This window comes from Robertmurraya mesotrionivorans (genome assembly GCF_050971805.1).
GTDB lineage: Bacteria > Bacillota > Bacilli > Bacillales > Cytobacillaceae > Robertmurraya_A.
The window spans coordinates 414,042-430,809 of record NZ_JBPCCH010000003.1; the positions used below are offsets into that span (position 1 = coordinate 414,042).

23 protein-coding genes are annotated in these 16,768 nt (G+C 36.7%); 7 read left to right on the plus strand and 16 right to left on the minus strand.

Annotated features, from left to right (window positions below):
- Window positions 1-96: 96 nt before the first annotated feature.
- From ACRX5O_RS08340 to ACRX5O_RS08350, 3 genes are all read right to left on the minus strand, one after another.
- Entirely contained in the window at window positions 97-864 is a 768-nt protein-coding gene (locus tag ACRX5O_RS08340) for an enoyl-CoA hydratase/isomerase family protein (RefSeq protein WP_433905503.1), read from the minus strand.
- 87 nt (window positions 865-951) lie between these two features.
- Complete coding sequence (gene rpmF / locus ACRX5O_RS08345) at window positions 952-1,125, minus strand: 50S ribosomal protein L32 (protein WP_023615018.1); 174 nt, start codon at window positions 1,123-1,125, stop codon at window positions 952-954.
- 84 nt (window positions 1,126-1,209) lie between these two features.
- Window positions 1,210-1,734, minus strand: coding sequence for a YceD family protein (locus ACRX5O_RS08350; RefSeq protein WP_119707438.1), 525 nt, complete (start codon window positions 1,732-1,734; stop codon window positions 1,210-1,212).
- Window positions 1,735-1,898: 164 nt separating this feature from the next.
- Here ACRX5O_RS08350 and ACRX5O_RS08355 point away from each other — a divergent pair, with 164 nt between their 5' ends.
- Window positions 1,899-3,125, plus strand: coding sequence for a nucleotidyltransferase (locus ACRX5O_RS08355; RefSeq protein ID WP_433905504.1), 1,227 nt, complete (start codon window positions 1,899-1,901; stop codon window positions 3,123-3,125).
- A 9-nt stretch (window positions 3,126-3,134) separates the two neighbouring features.
- Here ACRX5O_RS08355 and ACRX5O_RS08360 read toward each other — a convergent pair whose 3' ends face one another.
- Entirely contained in the window at window positions 3,135-4,163 is a 1,029-nt protein-coding gene (locus ACRX5O_RS08360) for a SepM family pheromone-processing serine protease (protein ID WP_433905505.1), read from the minus strand.
- A gap of 6 nt (window positions 4,164-4,169) precedes the next feature.
- Window positions 4,170-4,952 carry a patatin-like phospholipase family protein gene (locus tag ACRX5O_RS08365; RefSeq protein ID WP_433905506.1) on the minus strand — a complete coding sequence of 261 codons (783 nt, stop codon included), beginning with the start codon at window positions 4,950-4,952 and terminating at the stop codon, window positions 4,170-4,172.
- Between the two features lie 210 nt (window positions 4,953-5,162).
- Between ACRX5O_RS08365 and ylbJ the strand changes: the two genes are divergently transcribed.
- Window positions 5,163-6,377, plus strand: coding sequence for a sporulation integral membrane protein YlbJ (ylbJ, locus tag ACRX5O_RS08370; protein ID WP_433905507.1), 1,215 nt, complete (start codon window positions 5,163-5,165; stop codon window positions 6,375-6,377).
- A 36-nt stretch (window positions 6,378-6,413) separates the two neighbouring features.
- Here the strand turns inward: ylbJ and coaD are convergent, their stop codons facing one another.
- The 3 genes from coaD to ACRX5O_RS08385 form a co-directional block, all read right to left on the minus strand.
- Window positions 6,414-6,899 (minus strand): pantetheine-phosphate adenylyltransferase, encoded by a 486-nt coding sequence (gene coaD / locus ACRX5O_RS08375; protein ID WP_433905508.1) that lies wholly within the window; start codon window positions 6,897-6,899, stop codon window positions 6,414-6,416.
- 13 nt (window positions 6,900-6,912) lie between these two features.
- A complete protein-coding gene (gene rsmD, locus ACRX5O_RS08380; RefSeq protein WP_433905509.1) occupies window positions 6,913-7,476 on the minus strand; it encodes a 16S rRNA (guanine(966)-N(2))-methyltransferase RsmD in 564 nt (187 codons plus the stop codon).
- A 292-nt stretch (window positions 7,477-7,768) separates the two neighbouring features.
- Window positions 7,769-9,196, minus strand: coding sequence for a stalk domain-containing protein (locus tag ACRX5O_RS08385; protein WP_433905510.1), 1,428 nt, complete (start codon window positions 9,194-9,196; stop codon window positions 7,769-7,771).
- 155 nt (window positions 9,197-9,351) lie between these two features.
- Here ACRX5O_RS08385 and ACRX5O_RS08390 point away from each other — a divergent pair, with 155 nt between their 5' ends.
- Window positions 9,352-9,741: a DUF7147 family protein gene (locus ACRX5O_RS08390; RefSeq protein WP_433905511.1), complete on the plus strand. Its 390-nt coding sequence runs from the start codon at window positions 9,352-9,354 to the stop codon at window positions 9,739-9,741.
- Window positions 9,742-9,771: 30 nt separating this feature from the next.
- On the opposite strand, the gene ACRX5O_RS08395 is transcribed toward ACRX5O_RS08390, so the two are convergent.
- From ACRX5O_RS08395 to ylbD, 5 genes are all read right to left on the minus strand, one after another.
- On the minus strand, window positions 9,772-10,047 hold the full coding sequence (locus tag ACRX5O_RS08395; RefSeq protein WP_119707429.1) for a YlbG family protein: 276 nt from the start codon (window positions 10,045-10,047) through the stop codon (window positions 9,772-9,774).
- 96 nt (window positions 10,048-10,143) lie between these two features.
- Window positions 10,144-10,581: a YlbF/YmcA family competence regulator gene (locus tag ACRX5O_RS08400; protein ID WP_433905512.1), complete on the minus strand. Its 438-nt coding sequence runs from the start codon at window positions 10,579-10,581 to the stop codon at window positions 10,144-10,146.
- 60 nt (window positions 10,582-10,641) lie between these two features.
- Window positions 10,642-11,055 (minus strand): hypothetical protein, encoded by a 414-nt coding sequence (locus ACRX5O_RS08405; RefSeq protein ID WP_433905513.1) that lies wholly within the window; start codon window positions 11,053-11,055, stop codon window positions 10,642-10,644.
- Between the two features lie 106 nt (window positions 11,056-11,161).
- Window positions 11,162-11,401, minus strand: coding sequence for a YlbE-like family protein (locus ACRX5O_RS08410; protein WP_119707426.1), 240 nt, complete (start codon window positions 11,399-11,401; stop codon window positions 11,162-11,164).
- 14 nt (window positions 11,402-11,415) lie between these two features.
- A complete protein-coding gene (ylbD, locus tag ACRX5O_RS08415; RefSeq protein ID WP_433905514.1) occupies window positions 11,416-11,865 on the minus strand; it encodes a spore coat protein YlbD in 450 nt (149 codons plus the stop codon).
- 118 nt (window positions 11,866-11,983) lie between these two features.
- Between ylbD and ACRX5O_RS08420 the strand changes: the two genes are divergently transcribed.
- Together ACRX5O_RS08420 and ACRX5O_RS08425 are read left to right on the plus strand one after the other, a co-directional pair.
- Entirely contained in the window at window positions 11,984-12,469 is a 486-nt protein-coding gene (locus ACRX5O_RS08420) for a PaaI family thioesterase (RefSeq protein WP_433905515.1), read from the plus strand.
- Between the two features lie 11 nt (window positions 12,470-12,480).
- On the plus strand, window positions 12,481-12,843 hold the full coding sequence (locus tag ACRX5O_RS08425) for a hypothetical protein (RefSeq protein WP_433905516.1): 363 nt from the start codon (window positions 12,481-12,483) through the stop codon (window positions 12,841-12,843).
- A 24-nt stretch (window positions 12,844-12,867) separates the two neighbouring features.
- Here the strand turns inward: ACRX5O_RS08425 and ACRX5O_RS08430 are convergent, their stop codons facing one another.
- Both ACRX5O_RS08430 and ACRX5O_RS08435 read right to left on the minus strand, forming a co-directional pair.
- A complete protein-coding gene (locus ACRX5O_RS08430) occupies window positions 12,868-13,905 on the minus strand; it encodes a CAP domain-containing protein (protein ID WP_433905517.1) in 1,038 nt (345 codons plus the stop codon).
- A 195-nt stretch (window positions 13,906-14,100) separates the two neighbouring features.
- Window positions 14,101-14,532, minus strand: coding sequence for a CBS domain-containing protein (locus ACRX5O_RS08435; protein ID WP_433905518.1), 432 nt, complete (start codon window positions 14,530-14,532; stop codon window positions 14,101-14,103).
- A gap of 219 nt (window positions 14,533-14,751) precedes the next feature.
- Here ACRX5O_RS08435 and ACRX5O_RS08440 point away from each other — a divergent pair, with 219 nt between their 5' ends.
- Window positions 14,752-15,111 carry a YugN family protein gene (locus ACRX5O_RS08440; protein ID WP_433905519.1) on the plus strand — a complete coding sequence of 120 codons (360 nt, stop codon included), beginning with the start codon at window positions 14,752-14,754 and terminating at the stop codon, window positions 15,109-15,111.
- Window positions 15,112-15,141: 30 nt separating this feature from the next.
- Here ACRX5O_RS08440 and ACRX5O_RS08445 read toward each other — a convergent pair whose 3' ends face one another.
- On the minus strand, window positions 15,142-15,480 hold the full coding sequence (locus ACRX5O_RS08445) for a hypothetical protein (protein WP_433905520.1): 339 nt from the start codon (window positions 15,478-15,480) through the stop codon (window positions 15,142-15,144).
- Between the two features lie 132 nt (window positions 15,481-15,612).
- Here ACRX5O_RS08445 and ytvI point away from each other — a divergent pair, with 132 nt between their 5' ends.
- Complete coding sequence (ytvI, locus tag ACRX5O_RS08450) at window positions 15,613-16,692, plus strand: sporulation integral membrane protein YtvI (RefSeq protein WP_433905521.1); 1,080 nt, start codon at window positions 15,613-15,615, stop codon at window positions 16,690-16,692.
- Window positions 16,693-16,768: the final 76 nt, after the last annotated feature.

The following is a 16,768-nucleotide window of genomic DNA, read 5'->3' on the forward strand; positions in this document are numbered from 1 at the left end:
TAGTGTTTTTTATTCATTCATATGCTTCTACTAGGAAAGATAGACTGATAATGTAAGAGGTTTCGTAACAATTTCTCTTATAAACGTAAAAAATATTTATATATTACTATTTTTTCTGTTAATGAAACGGTTCACCTTCTCATGGTGGGCTTCTTTTTCCCATAGAATGGAACATTGACGAACTTCCCTTATCACTTGCTCCTGCAATCTAATCGGATCTCTTCTACTAAGAACGATTTGCTTATAAGCTTGAAGCACACCTGTCTCTATGGACGGCATCGTCTCTAATCCTGCCCGTAAGCCTTCTAAATGACTGCCTTCATACATAAAATCAACAAAACCCATTTCTTTTAACTCGGAAGCTTCGTATATTTTTGCTTTCATAAGCATTGATAGAGCTTGGCTAGAGGATATTCTCTCAATGAGCATCGTTCCCCCACCCCATCCAGTTGTAATGGCTAGATTTCCTTGTACAAATCCAGCTGTAACACTGGAATGAGCAAATCGGAAATCACATGCCGCTGCTATTTCACAACCTCCACCAATCGCTATTCCGTTTAATAAAGCAATAGTCGGCTTTGGAAGCATAAATAAATCAAACAGAATATTTGCCATTCTAGAGAGCATGGCGTATGCTTCTTCCTCTGTCTTTAATTTATGGAAAACAGACAAATCCCCACCAGAACAAAAGGCTTTATCTCCTTCACCTGATATAACCAGTCCTAAATGGTTGGATTTCTTCACTGTATCGATAGCTTTTTGAAGACCGTCCATAACTTCAAAATTTACTGCATTTCTTCTTTCATGCCGCTTGATAACAAATTGCAAAAAGCCTTCTTCTAATTCTATAATCTCGTAAGCCAAAAGAATCCCTCCTGCAGATAAAAGAGTAAATAATACAAAAATGCAAAAAGCGCCTTACTATTAAGTAAGACGCTTACGCCATTCAAATTAGTCGTTTACAACTTCTTTTCCTTTGTATGTTCCACAAGCTTTACATACACGGTGAGCAAGTTTCATTTCACCACAGTTTGGGCATGCTACCATACCAGGTACTTGTAGTTTAAAGTGAGTACGACGCTTTCTTTTCGCAGTTTTAGATGTTCTTCTAAAAGGTACAGCCATTCTTCCCACCTCCTTAAAGAGTATTAAGAAAGTTATGAAGTCCAAGTTTCCTTGAGCTTCAAATGTTTCTTGTCTTCTTCACATTCATTGTGAAGAAGGATCATTTTGATCCAGTAATTTCGCAAGTCCCGCTAGACGAGGATCAATTTTATCCTGCTTCTCCTGTTCGTGAATAACTTCCCAATCTTTACCCGATTGAGGAGCACCATCCGTCCCAGTATAGTCTTCACAAAATACTTGCATAGGTACTTCTAGCAAAAGGATTTCTTGTATGACCGGTAAAAGATCAATCACTTCACCTTTTACTTGATGAACTTCCTCTTCAAGCTCATAATCGAGTCCTTTTAAGAGGAAAGTTTCTGTTGTTTCGACATCAATTGGAAAATTCACGTCAACTAACGTACGAGAACAAGGCAACACGAGATAACCCTTTATTTTTAAATGAAAGGTTACTTTTGACGAATCTATATCAGCTCGTCCCGTCACACGAATTGGTGATACACGACGTATGGTTGGATCAATCTTCATAATCTCATCCATATTAACTGTTTCATCGACAGGAAAGTCCTTGCTTCGATATTTTTGTAACTGACTTAATGTCCATTTCATACGAATCACCTCAAGGCAACAAAGGTAATTATAGCTTTCATATAATTATTTGTCAATATTTTTTCTTTACACTATAATGTAGACATTAAACCTCGTTCTTAATCGTAAAAAAGCATTATTTGCTTATTATCTTTATTTTTCACAATAAAATCAAGGAGTTTTTTATGAAGGCTGTTGGAGTAGTAGTTGAGTACAACCCATTTCATAACGGACATTTCTACCATGTAGAACAATCAAAGATTTTGTCAGGTGCTGATGTGGTCATTGCTGTCATGAGCGGACCTTTTTTACAACGTGGAGAACCTGCCCTTTTATCAAAATGGCATCGAGCTAAGATGGCATTATTAGGTGGAGTTGATATTGTATTTGAACTTCCTTACGCTTTTGCAACACAAAAGGCAGAAATTTTTGCTCGTGGAGCGATTGACATTTTAGCTGCAGCAGGTTGTGATTACGTCTGCTTTGGTAGTGAATCTGGTCACTTAGAAGACTTTTATTCTACACTACGTTTTATTCATACACATCAAGAAACGTATGACCATCTAATCAAAAAGAATATGGATGAAGGAATGAGCTATCCAAGAGCAACTTCTTCCGCTTTCCAAGAGCTTAGTCCTTCGAGTCAGATGATGGACCTATCAAAACCAAACAATATTCTTGGCTTTCAATATATTCGAGCAATTGAAAAGTTAAACCTAAGCTTAACACCGCTAACTGTTGCCAGAAAAAATGCGGGTTATCATGATCCAGAATTATCCTCCACCCATATTGCAAGTGCGACAAGCATTCGTAAATCTATCTTTTCGAATGACGGACAGTTGAATGAACTTTCCTCTTATGTCCCTAACACCACGTACACAGAACTTGTGGACTATAAGAGACAGTTTGGGCAATTTCTTCGATGGGAAGACTATTGGCCACTTCTTCAGTATCGTTTACTAACAACTGATAAAAGTGAACTCGCTAGAATTTACGAAGTGGAAGAGGGAATAGAAAATCGAGTCTTACAAATGGTTGAAAAAGCAAATTCATTTTCCGAGCTTATGACCTTGCTTAAAACAAAAAGGTATACATGGACACGTTTGCAACGGCTTTGCGTTCATATTTTGACAAATACAAATAAAGAGCAAATGAAAGCCCTGAGCGACCGAGCTAGTTATCTTCGCCTACTCGGTATGACAGATTTGGGAAGGCAGTACTTAAACAAGTGGAAAAAACACAGTAGTCTACCAATTGTCTCAAGACTTGCCTCCTACAACGGAAAAGAGATTGAACTTGATATTAAGGCTGCTAAAACCTATTCCCTCGGTTTGGAGAAAACCAATCGTCATAGCGCTCTATCCTTAGAATATAAACAAGCACCAATGTTCATTTCAAAAAAAGAAGAATAGCTCGGGCGGCTATTCTTCTTTTTTCTCTAATGCTTCTAAATACTTGATTGCATCTTCAAATGTATTAATCGGTACAATTTTCATATTCGTATCAATATCCTTTGCCGTTTCGACGGCTGCTAAATAGTTTGAGTCCGCAGCACCATCCTCATTTGGCGCAAAGAAAATTTCTGCATCTGCTTTATCTGCCGCAATTACCTTTTGTTCAATGCCTCCGATACGTCCAACCGTACCGTTTGCATCGATTGTTCCAGTCCCTGCGATATTGTAACCTTTTGTTAGATCCTCTTTCACCAATTGGTTATATATTTCAAGAGAGAACATAAGTCCAGCTGAAGGGCCTCCAATATCACTTGTCTCAACTGTGACCTCTGGCTCCACAATAATTTCTTTATCATCTACTAAACCAATTCCTACTCCTACCTTTGTTTGATCTGCTTCAAATGCTTTTAATGGAAGAGTAACATTTTCTTCTTTCTCGTTACGTTCAAAATATAAAGTGATTGTATCGCCTGCTTGTTTTTTACTTACATAGTTGATAAATTCTTCTGATGATTGAAATGTAAGTTCATCTACTTGAAAAATTCGATCACCAGGCTCTAATTGTCCCATGGCAGGCATTCCATCCATGACACTTAATACATAAACTCCTTTATATTCAAATGAGATCGGTTTATTCGCTTTTTTATAAGCTACCTCAATAGCGGCAAGCTTAGAAGTAGACATAGAATGCAATTGTCTTACTTTATATTCCTCATCGCTTTCTTCTTCCGCTCGAATGGCTGATAGAGGATAAATTTCTTGGTACTCACTTATTTTTGCTAACATATACGTATAAATATTTGCTTGCCCCATGACAACCGTAGTAAGCATAAAGCTTCCTTCTTCCTCGTACCCACCTTCCACTTCAATAATGGGTTCGAGTTCCTTTGCCATTCCGGGTTTTGTTATATAATATGGTAGTGAAAAAAAGGCGCCGACTAATAAGGCGATGGCAATTGTATATAGTACGATACGCCCGATCCATTTTTTATTCATTTTATTCTAGTACCCCTTCCAATTACTTAACAGCTCTTTAATCTTTGGTACAGCTTTAAGAGCCTCCTCCTCCCCGATAGCTATAATCTCCTCGATATTTGTAAACGCGCGAGAATTATACATCTGTACAGGAGGACGAATCATGACATCGGACTTTACCTCACGATTTGAAACGAGTTCCATTTGCATAATGTCTATACTTTGCATAATCACATCATAAATCGTGGTAATTTCTGCTGTGGATTTTACTGGACTAACATCAACCGCAACGATAATATCTGCACCCATTTCTTCCACGACAGAAACCGGTATACGGTCAACAACGCCACCGTCTACAAGCAAACGACCATTATGCTTTTCTGGCACAAAAATCCCAGGAATGGAGATGCTAGCTCGAACTGCATCTGCTATGGGCCCATCCTTGAAAACGACCTTTTCTCCAGTCATTAAATCAGTAGCTATCACCGCAACCGGAATGTCTAACTCTTCTATATTTTTCCCATGAGTAAATACGCGGATAAGCTCCTTTACTCGTTTTCCAGCAACAAAGCCCATTTTTGGTACAGTATAATCTAAATAATATTTTCTTTTAAATGCTTTTGAAAGTTTGTATAGCCTCTCTACATCTAATCCTGCTCCATAAAAACAGCCCACTAGTGCCCCCATGCTGCTTCCAGCAACAAAATCAATAGGGATACCTTCGGCTTGTAACACTTTAATTACACCTAAATGGGCAAAGCCTCTTGCCCCACCAGAACCAAGTGCTAATCCAATTTTCGGACGAGACAAGTACTCCTCCCCCTTTAAAAAGATTGTGTTACATATTCTAATCTTATGGTCTATTTTCATTTTGTATGAGTATATTGATTTATGAGGACAAGACCTATAAAAAGAAATCCTTTTTTGTAACCTTCCATGTAGGGGTCCCCACTTTTCTCATATTTTATCACTTCTTTCCATACTTGCACAGTAAGTTCACCTTCAAGGGAGGATATAGGTGTGTTTCGATCCAGACTGAAAACCGTTGTATTAGCACTATCTGTAACATTAATGGCTATTTCATTGATAGCTTTCCCACAAGAATCTGTTGATGCGTCGATTCGCGGCTTAGACATGTGGTGGGAAATTGTCTTTCCTTCTTTGCTTCCTTTCTTTATCGTATCAGAAATGCTTATAGGTTTTGGAGTTGTTAAGTTTATTGGAGTATTATTAGAGCCCCTTATGCGTCCACTATTTAAAGTACCTGGTGTTGGAGGCTTTGTTTGGGCAATGGGGATGGCATCGGGATACCCTTCAGGAGCTAAACTCACTGCAAGATTAAGGCAGGAAGGACAATTAACTAAAGTAGAAGCAGAAAGATTGGTTTCATTTACGAATTGCTCAAACCCCCTCTTTATATTTGGCGCTGTTTCCATTGGTTTTTTCGGAAATGCAAAACTCGGTTTCCTATTGGCTCTGGCTCACTATCTTGGTAATATTTCGGTTGGGTTAATTATGAGATTTTACGGAAATGACACGGAGGAGAAAAAACGTACCAAAGAGCAGAAATTCTCTATTATTCTCGCATTAAGAGAACTGCATCGAACAAGATTGAAAGAACAGAGACCTTTAGGACGACTGCTAGGAGATGCCGTCATGTCATCCGTGCAGACATTACTTATGATTGGCGGGTTTATCATTTTATTTTCAGTGATAAATAAGCTTCTGTTCCATCTGCACATCACAGCTTTTTTAGGTCAGTTTGTTGAGTTTATCCTTGTTAGCTTACATTTACCCGATGTATTAAGCATTCCCTATATTTCTGGATTGTTTGAGATTACCTTGGGAAGTCAGCTGACTAGTCAGGTTCAGGAAGCAACCCTTATGCAACAAGCGGTCATTACTAGCTTTATTCTTGCCTTTAGCGGATTTAGTGTACAAGCACAAGTAGCAAGTATCACCTCGCAAACCGATATTGCTTTTAAGCCTTTTTTTATTGCTCGAATTATGCACGGTTTTTTCGCTGCTATATATGCCTTTTTACTTTGGGGAACCGTATACGAAGGACTAGCTAAGAGTGACCAGCCCTCGAACGCCATCCCCGTGTCTGTCCTAGAAACAGGATCATGGGCTTTAAACACGTATTCTTATCTAGCACAAATCGGTCCACTCGTGACCATTGTTTCTCTAGTAATCTATATTTTTGTATATTCAAGAAGATTGAATGTAAAATAAAAACGAGCACTTCATGGTGCTCGTTTTCTTATGTATTTACTTAACTGTGTTCTTTTCCAAAAGTGCTCTTTCTACCAGAGGTGGAACCAATTCAGAAATATTCCCTTTGTATTTTGCTACTTCTTTTACAATGCTTGAGCTTAAGAAAGAGTACTGACTATTCGTCATGATAAAAAATGTCTCGATTTGGTCATTTAATACTCTATTCATACTAGTGATTTGCATTTCATACTCAAAGTCTGAAACGGCTCGTAATCCACGAATAATGGCACTTGCACCGACTGAACTAGCATAGTCCACAAGCAACCCTTGAAACGAGTCCACCTTAACATTCGGTAAGTGCTTTGTTACTTCTCGAATCATTTCCGTACGTTCTTCAACTGAAAATAAAGGTTTTTTCGATGAATTACTTAAGACTACAACAAAAACCTCGTCAAATACTTTTGCACCTCGTGTAATAATATCTAGATGGCCATATGTAATCGGGTCAAAACTCCCTGGACAAACAGCAATACTTGCCATAAGATGTCACTCCTTATTCTTCTTCCGATTTAAGAGCATAAATTGAAATGGAAATAATCCCATAATTCTCGAATTTCACTTGCTGCAAACGTCCAACCTCAACAGGAAGGACAACATCCTTTGAGTGCTCACAAACAATGATTCCATTATTCGTAAGGAGTTTTTCATTTTGTATGGTTTCAAGCAAGTGCTCAAGTTGTTGTTTTTTATATGGAGGATCAAGAAAAATATAGTCAAACATGATCTCCCTTTTCATTATTGCCTTTAAAGCTCGATCCGCATCGTTTCTATATACCTCTGATTGATCTAACAATCCACATATTTGCAGATTTTCCTTAATTGTAGCAATTGCCTTTCCATCACGATCGACAAAGATTACTTTTTCTACTCCGCGACTCAGCGCTTCAATCCCAAGCCCACCGCTACCAGCAAACAAATCCAGTCCTATTCCACCACTGAAATAAGGTCCAATGATATTAAAAATCGATTCTTTCACTTTATCTGTAGTAGGTCTTGTTGAGTTTCCAGGAACCGCTTTCAATGCTTTCCCTTTATATTCACCAGATACAACCCTCATTGTCTCACCACTATCAATTCATATTCATGTAAATTTCCTTCTTATCCTAACATAATGTCCTTATGAAGCCAATAGTTGTAACTTATAAAGAAAATATCGATTTTTCGTGTATATTCATCCAAGGAGTGGAAATAATGTAAATAACAACATCTATTCGAGATGTTGTTGCCAACCGCGGAGAAGACTTACGTTTCCCCATAAGTTCTTCCTCCGGTTTCTCCTCTCCCTTTGCCTTCTATCCAGTAGGATATAGAAGGACCCTGCAGAAAATTTTCTGCAGGGTTTTCTTTTTTTATTCCGTTGATTCTTTCAGATAGACTGTATTTTCATCCTCATCAATCTGTATGTTAAATAATGAGGTTAACCATTGATAATTAATATAAATGGTATGATTAATCTTCGTCAGTGGATTTTCTAACAGTCCATAGTCTTCTTCATTATAAATAAATATATTTTGGTTAACGTAAAAGCGATAACTATTTAGTCCCTTTGTGAGCAATAAGGTCTCATTATCAGAAAGAACTTTTACTTGAAAACCAAGGGATGATAACGTCTCAACAAATGGAAAAAGCTTTTGATCTCCCATATAAATAATGTGAAGATCTTTTTGGATTTTGCCGTTTACAGATATATTTCTCTTTTCTAAGAAATACAACGGAATCAAATTCGTGTCTTCATTTTTATTATCATCAAAGAAGCTAGTTGGTTTCCCCGTTACACTTACAAGTATATCGTCTAACTTTTGAGGAGTATAAAGAATTTCTTCTGACAAAAATGTTTGGAGATAGCTCTCTAGCTCCTCTTCAGTCAGCTTCAATTTTAATTCTTGGATTATTTGATTACTTTTAGAAATTTGACTTTCACTGTTTAATAACAATGACACATGAAGATCAACTAACCAGCTTTGTTCCATCGGAAGATTGTCAAATTTAAATTTTAATAATGAGTAAAGAAGTTTCTTTTCTAGCATTTCTGGTTTTATGTCCGGACGAGTAATAATCATTCCGTTTCCATTGCCCTCTTGTAGTTGGTTGGTTATTACCACTGTCACGTGAGGTCTGTTAGATATCTGCTGTAGGGAGTTAAATGTTTGACCAAGATTGCCTTCCTGCTCAGAGTAGATCATAAGCTTGCTGTCGACTTCTTCTTGCAATAAAGAATTAGCCTGCCAATAAAGAGAGGGATTAGCCAATTGGCCCTCAAAAACATAATAATCAATAAGATCAAGCTTTTTGTTTCCTATTAAGGGAATACCCATTACCCATGTTCCATTTCTCTTCGTTGAATCGATAAGCTCGACCTTTGTATCTGTCACTTGAACATTTGTAAACGAAGCTAACCATTGATTGAAAAGAAAAGCTTTTTCGTTCGCTTTTATCGGTAGTGTGAATTGTATTTGAATATTTCCTTTATTATCGGGCTTTAGTGATGCTACACTTTCTTCCTGTTTTTTACATTCACTTCCATCCTCAAGAAGACATTCCCAGGTAATCACTCCACTTGGAAGAGCAAAAGGTATTTCCTTTTTTCCTGTAAGACCACTTAGCTTTTGTGTGATTACTAACGTGTCTGTTTCTGTTTTAATAGAAATCTTTTGACTTGCAAGCTCCATGTCAGCAGGCTGTTCCATTTCCTTAGAATAGGCATCCCATTGCCAAAATAACAAGCCACTGATGACAGCTGATAATATGATAAAAAATGTGAACGGTATCTTCCACATATCCATTCCCCTTGTTAAAATCTCTTAAATCTCTTACCATTACAATAGCAGATAGAAGGATTAACGTCACACAGAATTTTTGAAAAAACTACGAAATTTGACTTAGTTCGACACCAGTCTGTGAGTACAATATAACTAAAAAGGAGGTCATTTCATTGATCCAAAGGTTTATTGAATTAGGAGAGGGTTATTCAGACATTTATGAGTTACTAGAAATTGCCAAAGCAAATAAACAGCGACTCATGCATTTCATGGCGTTACATACAGAAATAAATAAAAGATCTGTAACTTCATTAATCGTTGTTTTAAAGCCCACTGATCCTGGCAACTTCCAACCACTGTATGTTTGTCGCGAAGGAATTCCGAATCCACATGTAACAAAAAACAAGCGTTTTGAGTTATTCGAAAAGTTAGCTTTTGAATATGGGAAAGAAATTATCCAATTTGATGTAAAACCTTCTACTGCTTTTTCAGAAAAGGAATTATTCTATCAATATGTAATAGGTATCTTACGTTTAAATCATTATATCGCTCCACTACAATAAAAGATCAGGAAGGGTATCCTTCCTGATCTTTTAAATTCCCATTTTATAGTCGTATTCCTTTGCTTTATCTGGTCTCGAATTTTCGTATTCAACCTTTAAGAAAGGTTTAAAGGATGGCTCGACTTTTTTGACAAAGGAGTAGCTTTTTATTTTTTCCATGATTGTTTCGGTTTCATCTTGGTTGCAATATAAGACCACGTACTTCAATCTTTTTGATACATAATGAACATTCCCAAATTTGCGAAGCATTTTCGCTTGCTTAAGAGAAAATAGCCATACAATAATTCCTTGACGTTGACCTAGCATCGCTTTACTCCTTTTTAATTACACAATTGTCTTTTTATTCTAACACATACATTTATATAAAAAAAGCATAGGAATTCTCCTATGCTTACAGTTAGTTTATGAGCAACCACAGCTTCCGCCTGTGCTACAGCCTCCACCACAACTTGATTCAAAGAACGGATTTCCGGTTGGAACCTTGATAAAATCAGATACTGATCGGCCAATGAGTACACTTATTTCATCAAGAAGTGCTTGTAGATCGTTCTCCGCTTTTTTGAATTCAGCAACATTAAGGTCGAGATCGACTTCTCTTTTCAAATTACGGATTTCCATCATGACTGTTTTATAATCAGGATGATATCTTCCAAAGCGTTCAACCTCTTCATAACGATCCTTCATTTGTATAAACGCATTAATTTTTTTTTGTGTTTCTTTATCTTTTTTTACATTATTCAAGCATATATAATAAGCCTCAACCACTGTTGACTCGAGCACCATTGTAGCTAATTCATCCGCATACTCTAGAATTTCCATACTTTCTGATGTAGCAAGCAATCCGCTCACCTCCGTTTCATATTTTACCATGAATAAGCACAGAAATGAACTTTTTACATCCTACCGTACGAGAACTTCAAAATCTTTTTTCATATCTTCTCTTTTTTGATTTCTTTCAACTACTTGTAATTGAATTTGATGGGAGCCTTTTGAAAGCCCTTTAATAATAAAGGCAGCTGTTGTTACTACTTTTTTTTGTTTCCCATCCACTGAGACAATTAAGCTCGTATTACGATTCGTAAATGAAATATCAGGAATAAAGCACTCTACATAAACATTATTTTCCTTCACATGGTGCTGAACTGTAAATGAATGTTCTGATTTCATTCCTAATACGACCACATCATTTTCTGCTCTTACAGTGTGCATAGGTACAATAGATACTTCTCTTTTCACTTCAGGATCTGGGATATCTTTATGACAAGCATTTAACAGAAGTCCAATCAGAAAAACAAAGACCATTTTCCTTACCAACTCGGCTGCCCCCAATCACACAATTTTACATATCTTGTGCAATTATCAGCAAGCTTAGTCAAAAATCAACCAAAAAGCCTTCAAACTCTCGTAAAGTGAAGGCTCCTTATTGGTTACTATTCATGGCTTGAAACATGCTCATCATCATATTCGCCATTTGTACACTATGATTGAATTGCTCCACACGATGGGGAATGGTCTTTTTATAATGGTGTAAAGCTGATATTTCAAAGCTTTGTATATCATGTGGGTTTCTTCCGAGCTTTCTGTACCAAATGGGCTGTTCCCTTAAGAACTGTTTTAATTGTGGTTGCATACGTAAATATTCATTAATTTCTTCTCGCATCCAAGAGCCCCCTTCTAGTCTTGTCTAAATTGAAACGGATGTGATGGTGGGCTTACATTTTTTTTAGGCGGATTTTGGACGCTACTCCCTCCTTGCAGGGAGGAAATTACACCTTGAATCGCACCTAAGGCAGAACTAATACTCACGATATGATGTTGAAGCTGGTTTGGATCCATATTCCTCACAGCACCTAGTACGGTTGACATCCAATCCTTTTTAGATGATTCTTCCTTTGGAGATGATTCTTCCTTTGGAGATGTTTCTTCCTTTGAAGCTTCCGTTGATTGGTTACGGTCATCAACGTTTCCATTTCCTTTAGAATCATCCTCACCGAATAGATACCATTCCTCGTATAACTCTTGCCACGTATTTGTCCCGCTTCTAACCTGCTTAATGAGTTCAGGGTGGGCTCGAACATACTCCTTGAACTCTTGCACAGAAGGATGCAGTTGCTTTTTGGCCATTATATTTCACCTCAACATAAACGAATGCCTATAATACGATATGAAAAAAAGAAAAATATGTGCACATCAGATTTCATGATAAAATGGAAAGGAAAGGAAAGATAAAGTGAGGGATATAATGGAGAATATTCAAAAACAAATCCAAGACATTACTCTTCATGCTACCGAGCATGACTTAGTAATGCTCGAACAGCTTCTAAAAGGTTTTCAACTTTGGAAATCAGGAAAGAACACCACGTTTATCTCTAGTCTTTTGCAAATGGAACGTAAAATAACGGATGATGACTGTGAAATAACCATACCCATTTCTCCGCTTTTATATAATACTTTGTATATTGTTCATGGAGGAATTACTGCGACTTTACTTGATACAGCAATGGGTGTATTAGCAAATTCACTTGTTCCTGATGGCTATGGCGCCGTCACTACCCAGTTGAATATTAATTATATTGCCGCTGGAATTGGAGAACATATGGTCTGTAGAGCAAAAATGGAACATAAAGGCTCAAAAACACTCGTATTGTCCGCAGAAATTCATCGTTCAGATGGTGTGAAGATAGCTATTGGGACAGGTAGTTTTCTTGTCATTGAAAAAAGAATATAGGGTGAATCGATTTGGTAACTGCCATTGTAATACCTATCATTATTATTTACTTTTATATTATTTCAAAGCGAGAGTTACAATCTCATACGGAGCAATGGTTAGCACTAGAGCAAGTATATGAAGAAGCGATCGTAACAGGAAAGATTCAACAAATACATATAAGAAAAGAACGTTTTTATTATCATCGATATGTACTTATTGTCGAACTCACACTTATAAATAACCCGACAACGACTGTTGTCTCAAAAATTACTCCAAGTGTAAAAGGGAAAGTCCTTATGAATGATTTTCAGCTGGGTGATGAGGTGCGTGTGTACGGTAATTGGAAGGAAGGCCATTTTCGTTTTGGTAGATATGAAATTCTTCAAAAATAAAAAGGAGCACTCAGCTCCTTTTCGTCATTCTTCCCATGCTTGGATAAAGTTTTGCGTGTAATATTTTTTATATACACCTACACCGATATGTGTAAAGTCTTCGTTTAATAAGCTTTCCCGGTGACCTTTACTATTTAACCAGCCTTCCGTAACTGCTGGAGCATCAGCATAGTTTGCGGCAATATTCTCACCAGCTACCTGATAGAATACTTCCCCGGCCTCTAAGCGATCGGAGAGCTCCCCGAACTTTTCAGATGTATGCGAAAAAGTATTGCTCTCTTCCATATCCTTGCTATGCCCATAAGCTACAGTTGCCGTTTTTTCATCCCATTGTAAGGTAGCAAGTCCAAATCTCATTCTCATAATATTCGTAATATCATATATTTGTTTTTCATTTGCATCTTCGACTTTTTCATCTGGTGCCATCTCATCCGGTTCTATTTCTTGTAACTCACCAAAATAAACCAATTCATAAGGTCTTAGCTTCAATAAAGTTTCTGCATCCATTACCCTAAAACTAGATAATGTTGCCGTAAATTTATCAATATAGAGTTGAACGAAGATATCCCCCATTTTCAACAATGGTCTTGTATTTAGATCCGACTCTGATAGCTCAAATTGATAGGAACTTCCTTCATAATCTAACCCTATTTCTGTTTCTACATAACTTGAAGAAAAAATTTCATCTACATGTTGTCCTATCTTGAAGGGACTTATATTCACTTCCGAACCGATGGCATAAACGGTTACTACCTTCCCGTCTTTCACACCAATCTGAGAATAATTGGCAGGGTCAGCATTATAGATCCACCAATCAAACCCATAATAAGTCTGATCTACTCTGTTAGGTTGACCTAAATTTTCCTCCAAGCTTTCTATAGACATTCCGATATAAGTTGAAACTCCCTCCGTTGGTCTTTCAGAGTTTGTTCCTTCATCGCTCGTATTATTTGATAAGTCCTGGTTACTTCCTCTCTTTTGTGTCCCGTCTTCTAAGAGTATCTCCTCGTCACCATTTTGAATATTAAAATAAAATACAATTCCTAATATAGCAGTAATCAATATCAATATTCTTCCTAAACTTCTCAGAGGCCATCCTCCTCTCTATCATTCTTTCTATCATTGTATGCATGCATTAAATAATTAGTATAGTATTTCATAGAAAATAAAATAGGTTAATAAGGTAGTTATTTATCTTATTATACCCTACCAGGCTCTGTACATAAATAAAATAAAGACACCAAAAAGGTGCCTTCATTAATGCATGTCAGAAGAAGTATGTTCGGAAATGTCAGATAGGGCTCTACCGGCTTGATAGTCGGTGATCTTTTCAACAGCCAAATCCCCTAGTGCTATTATTCCTACTAGTTTTTTTCCTTCTGTTACAGGAAGACGTCGAATTTGATGCTTGGCCATTAATTCAGCCGCGTCTCTAGCAGTTGTTTCAGGTGATACAGTTATAATCTGCTTACTCATGATATCTTCTACTTTCGTCGAACCAGGATGTTTTTCAGCAACACCTCTAACGACAATATCACGATCGGTAATCATTCCGATTAACTTATCATCATCAACAATTGGAATCGCACCTACGTTTAGTTCTTTCATTTTAAGTGCGACCTCGTACACATTATCAAGAAGTGTACAGCATTCGACTTCCTTAGTCATCAATTCATTTATGGTCTTCATCCTGAGCCCTCCTAAAAAATATCTGTCAGTTGTATCGTTCCCTTTTGTATGGTCAACTATTCCCGCATTGTATATGAGGAAAACATATCTGACTTTTGTGAACGTTCTCATTGCAACTTCCTATCATTTCTACTATTATTAAAAATGAAGAAGTTATCATTACATAGTGAAAAGTTCAGTTTCAAGTAGACGGGTATCGTGTTTGTAGGAGGGAAAATAATGAAGTTTGAAAATGTAGGCATTGAGAGCGTAAAAGCGGATTTAAATCGTTTGGACGAAGTTATGCTTGATCATGGGTTAGTTCGTGAAGGACAATGGGACTATGAAAGAGTAACATACGACCGTAAGTTTATCCTAAAAGAAGGAACTTTCTACCTTCGTGTATTCGGATATGCTGTAGAAGGTGATGTTGGAGCACACAAAGCAACCGTTCAATTAATGACACCACTATTAGGTAAGCATTATTATCCACACGGTGTAGAATACGGTGAAGGTGAAACCTTTCCAAAAGGACTTGTCAGCCAATGCGAAAAACTTCTTAATGAAGTAAAAGTAGAAGTAGAAAAATTCGCTAAATAAAAAAGACGCTTTTTCGCGTCTTTTTTATTTTTAACTAAGTTTCACATGAATATAACTTACTTTATACCCAGTCAACAAGTACACTTCCTCTTGAATTGCTGCCTGTAAATTTTCTATTTTTTCGATAATTCCTTTATAATTAATGGCACTTAATCTTAAAATGATTCCAACAACGCTTTCTTTCAGTATCACTTCGTACGTTTGACTTTTTGTCGGATGGAATTGTCCTTGGATGCGATCAATGATATTTCCTCTTTTTTTGAGTACGACGTAGTTATCGCTTTCAATTATATTAGACTCGACTATTGCTGAAATAATGTTGTGAACGGCTCGATTGCTTTCATTTTGCTCAAACATACTTACCAACATAATCCCTCCTTTTAGGCTCGTCTAATAAACACCTCAAAAATATAACTTCATATTTTTATTATTTTCATTGGTTATTTTATTAAATGCATACTATAATTTAAGTGTTCCGAAATTAACAAATATTTTTCACTTATGGAAGGAGAACATCTTTTGTTACTAAGCTTTTTTAAGAAACGTTATTTTTTAATTATTCTAGGTGTCTGTATAGCAGCCCTTTTGTTATATCTTATCCTGCCTGTTTCTATCCCTTTGATTACTGCATTTATAACTGCTTTATTTCTCGAACCGCTCGTACAAATGTTACAAAATCGTACCAAACTTAATCAGAAAGTATCTGTCTTAGTTGTATTTTTGGGCTTTTTACTCTTTGTTGGGGTTACCGGCTACTTCATTGTTACCAAGGTAATCACAGAAGCCATTCAAGTAGTTGAATACGCTCCTCAGCTAATAAATGAAATTACTCGAGCTTGGTTAGATACAGAAGAGAAATTAACCTCAGCAGCAAAAGAATTACCGAGGGAAGTAGTAGATGGAATAAGCAGCCAAGTACAAACTTTTCTTAACGGAACGAAAAATGATTTATTAGCTTACGTAAACATCGATAATGTCCGGTCTTTACTCACAAATATCCCTAGCTATCTTGTCAGTTTTTTAGTGTATTTGATCGCTTTATTTCTTTTCCTATTAGATTTACCAAGGTTAAAAATTTCTTTATACAGTCACTTAACTGAGAAAACCGCTGAGAAAGTTCATTTTATGACCTCTCGTCTATCCTTTGTTGTAATAGGCTTTGTTAAGGCTCAATTTCTTGTTTCTGTACTCATTTTCTTAGTTACATTAATTGGGCTATTCATTATCACTCCAAACGTAGCTTTATTAATGGCCACCATCATTTGGATTATTGATTTTATCCCAATTATTGGGTCTATTGTGATCATGGCACCATGGGCTTTATTCCATTTCATTACCGGTGATGTAGTTTTAGGTACAAAACTAGCTATTTTAGCAGTTATTTTGTTAATTATACGTCGAACGGTCGAACCAAAAGTGATGGGGACACATATTGGCCTCTCACCTTTATCTACTTTAATAGCGATGTATCTTGGTCTGAAGTTGCTTGGAATACTAGGATTTATTATTGGCCCTTTACTACTAATTGCATTCAATTCGGCAAAAGAAGCCGGAATAATTAAGCTAAATTTTAAAATTTAAGCTATGTTAAATAACTCTGTTGATATTTGATTACAACGAACTCTTGTTCTATAATGGATTTGTAAAATTAACAAGA

Excerpts from the sequence above, each read along its gene's own strand:
- rpmF (WP_023615018.1), bottom strand. The coding sequence starts at position 1,125 with ATGGCTGTACCTTTTAGAAGAACATCTAAAACTGCGAAAAGAAAGCGT.
- ACRX5O_RS08350 (WP_119707438.1), bottom strand. The coding sequence starts at position 1,734 with ATGAAATGGACATTAAGTCAGTTACAAAAATATCGAAGCAAGGACTTT.
- ACRX5O_RS08355 (WP_433905504.1), top strand. The coding sequence starts at position 1,899 with ATGAAGGCTGTTGGAGTAGTAGTTGAGTACAACCCATTTCATAACGGA.
- ACRX5O_RS08360 (WP_433905505.1), bottom strand. The coding sequence starts at position 4,163 with ATGAATAAAAAATGGATCGGGCGTATCGTACTATATACAATTGCCATC.
- coaD (WP_433905508.1), bottom strand. The coding sequence starts at position 6,899 with ATGGCAAGTATTGCTGTTTGTCCAGGGAGTTTTGACCCGATTACATAT.
- rsmD (WP_433905509.1), bottom strand. The coding sequence starts at position 7,476 with ATGAGGGTTGTATCTGGTGAATATAAAGGGAAAGCATTGAAAGCGGTT.
- ACRX5O_RS08385 (WP_433905510.1), bottom strand. The coding sequence starts at position 9,196 with ATGTGGAAGATACCGTTCACATTTTTTATCATATTATCAGCTGTCATC.
- ACRX5O_RS08395 (WP_119707429.1), bottom strand. The coding sequence starts at position 10,047 with ATGCTAGGTCAACGTCAAGGAATTATTGTATGGCTATTTTCTCTTAAG.
- ACRX5O_RS08410 (WP_119707426.1), bottom strand. The coding sequence starts at position 11,401 with ATGCGAGAAGAAATTAATGAATATTTACGTATGCAACCACAATTAAAA.
- ylbD (WP_433905514.1), bottom strand. The coding sequence starts at position 11,865 with ATGGCCAAAAAGCAACTGCATCCTTCTGTGCAAGAGTTCAAGGAGTAT.
- ACRX5O_RS08420 (WP_433905515.1), top strand. The coding sequence starts at position 11,984 with ATGGAGAATATTCAAAAACAAATCCAAGACATTACTCTTCATGCTACC.
- ACRX5O_RS08435 (WP_433905518.1), bottom strand. The coding sequence starts at position 14,532 with ATGAAGACCATAAATGAATTGATGACTAAGGAAGTCGAATGCTGTACA.
- ACRX5O_RS08440 (WP_433905519.1), top strand. The coding sequence starts at position 14,752 with ATGAAGTTTGAAAATGTAGGCATTGAGAGCGTAAAAGCGGATTTAAAT.
- ACRX5O_RS08445 (WP_433905520.1), bottom strand. The coding sequence starts at position 15,480 with ATGTTGGTAAGTATGTTTGAGCAAAATGAAAGCAATCGAGCCGTTCAC.
- ytvI (WP_433905521.1), top strand. The coding sequence starts at position 15,613 with ATGGAAGGAGAACATCTTTTGTTACTAAGCTTTTTTAAGAAACGTTAT.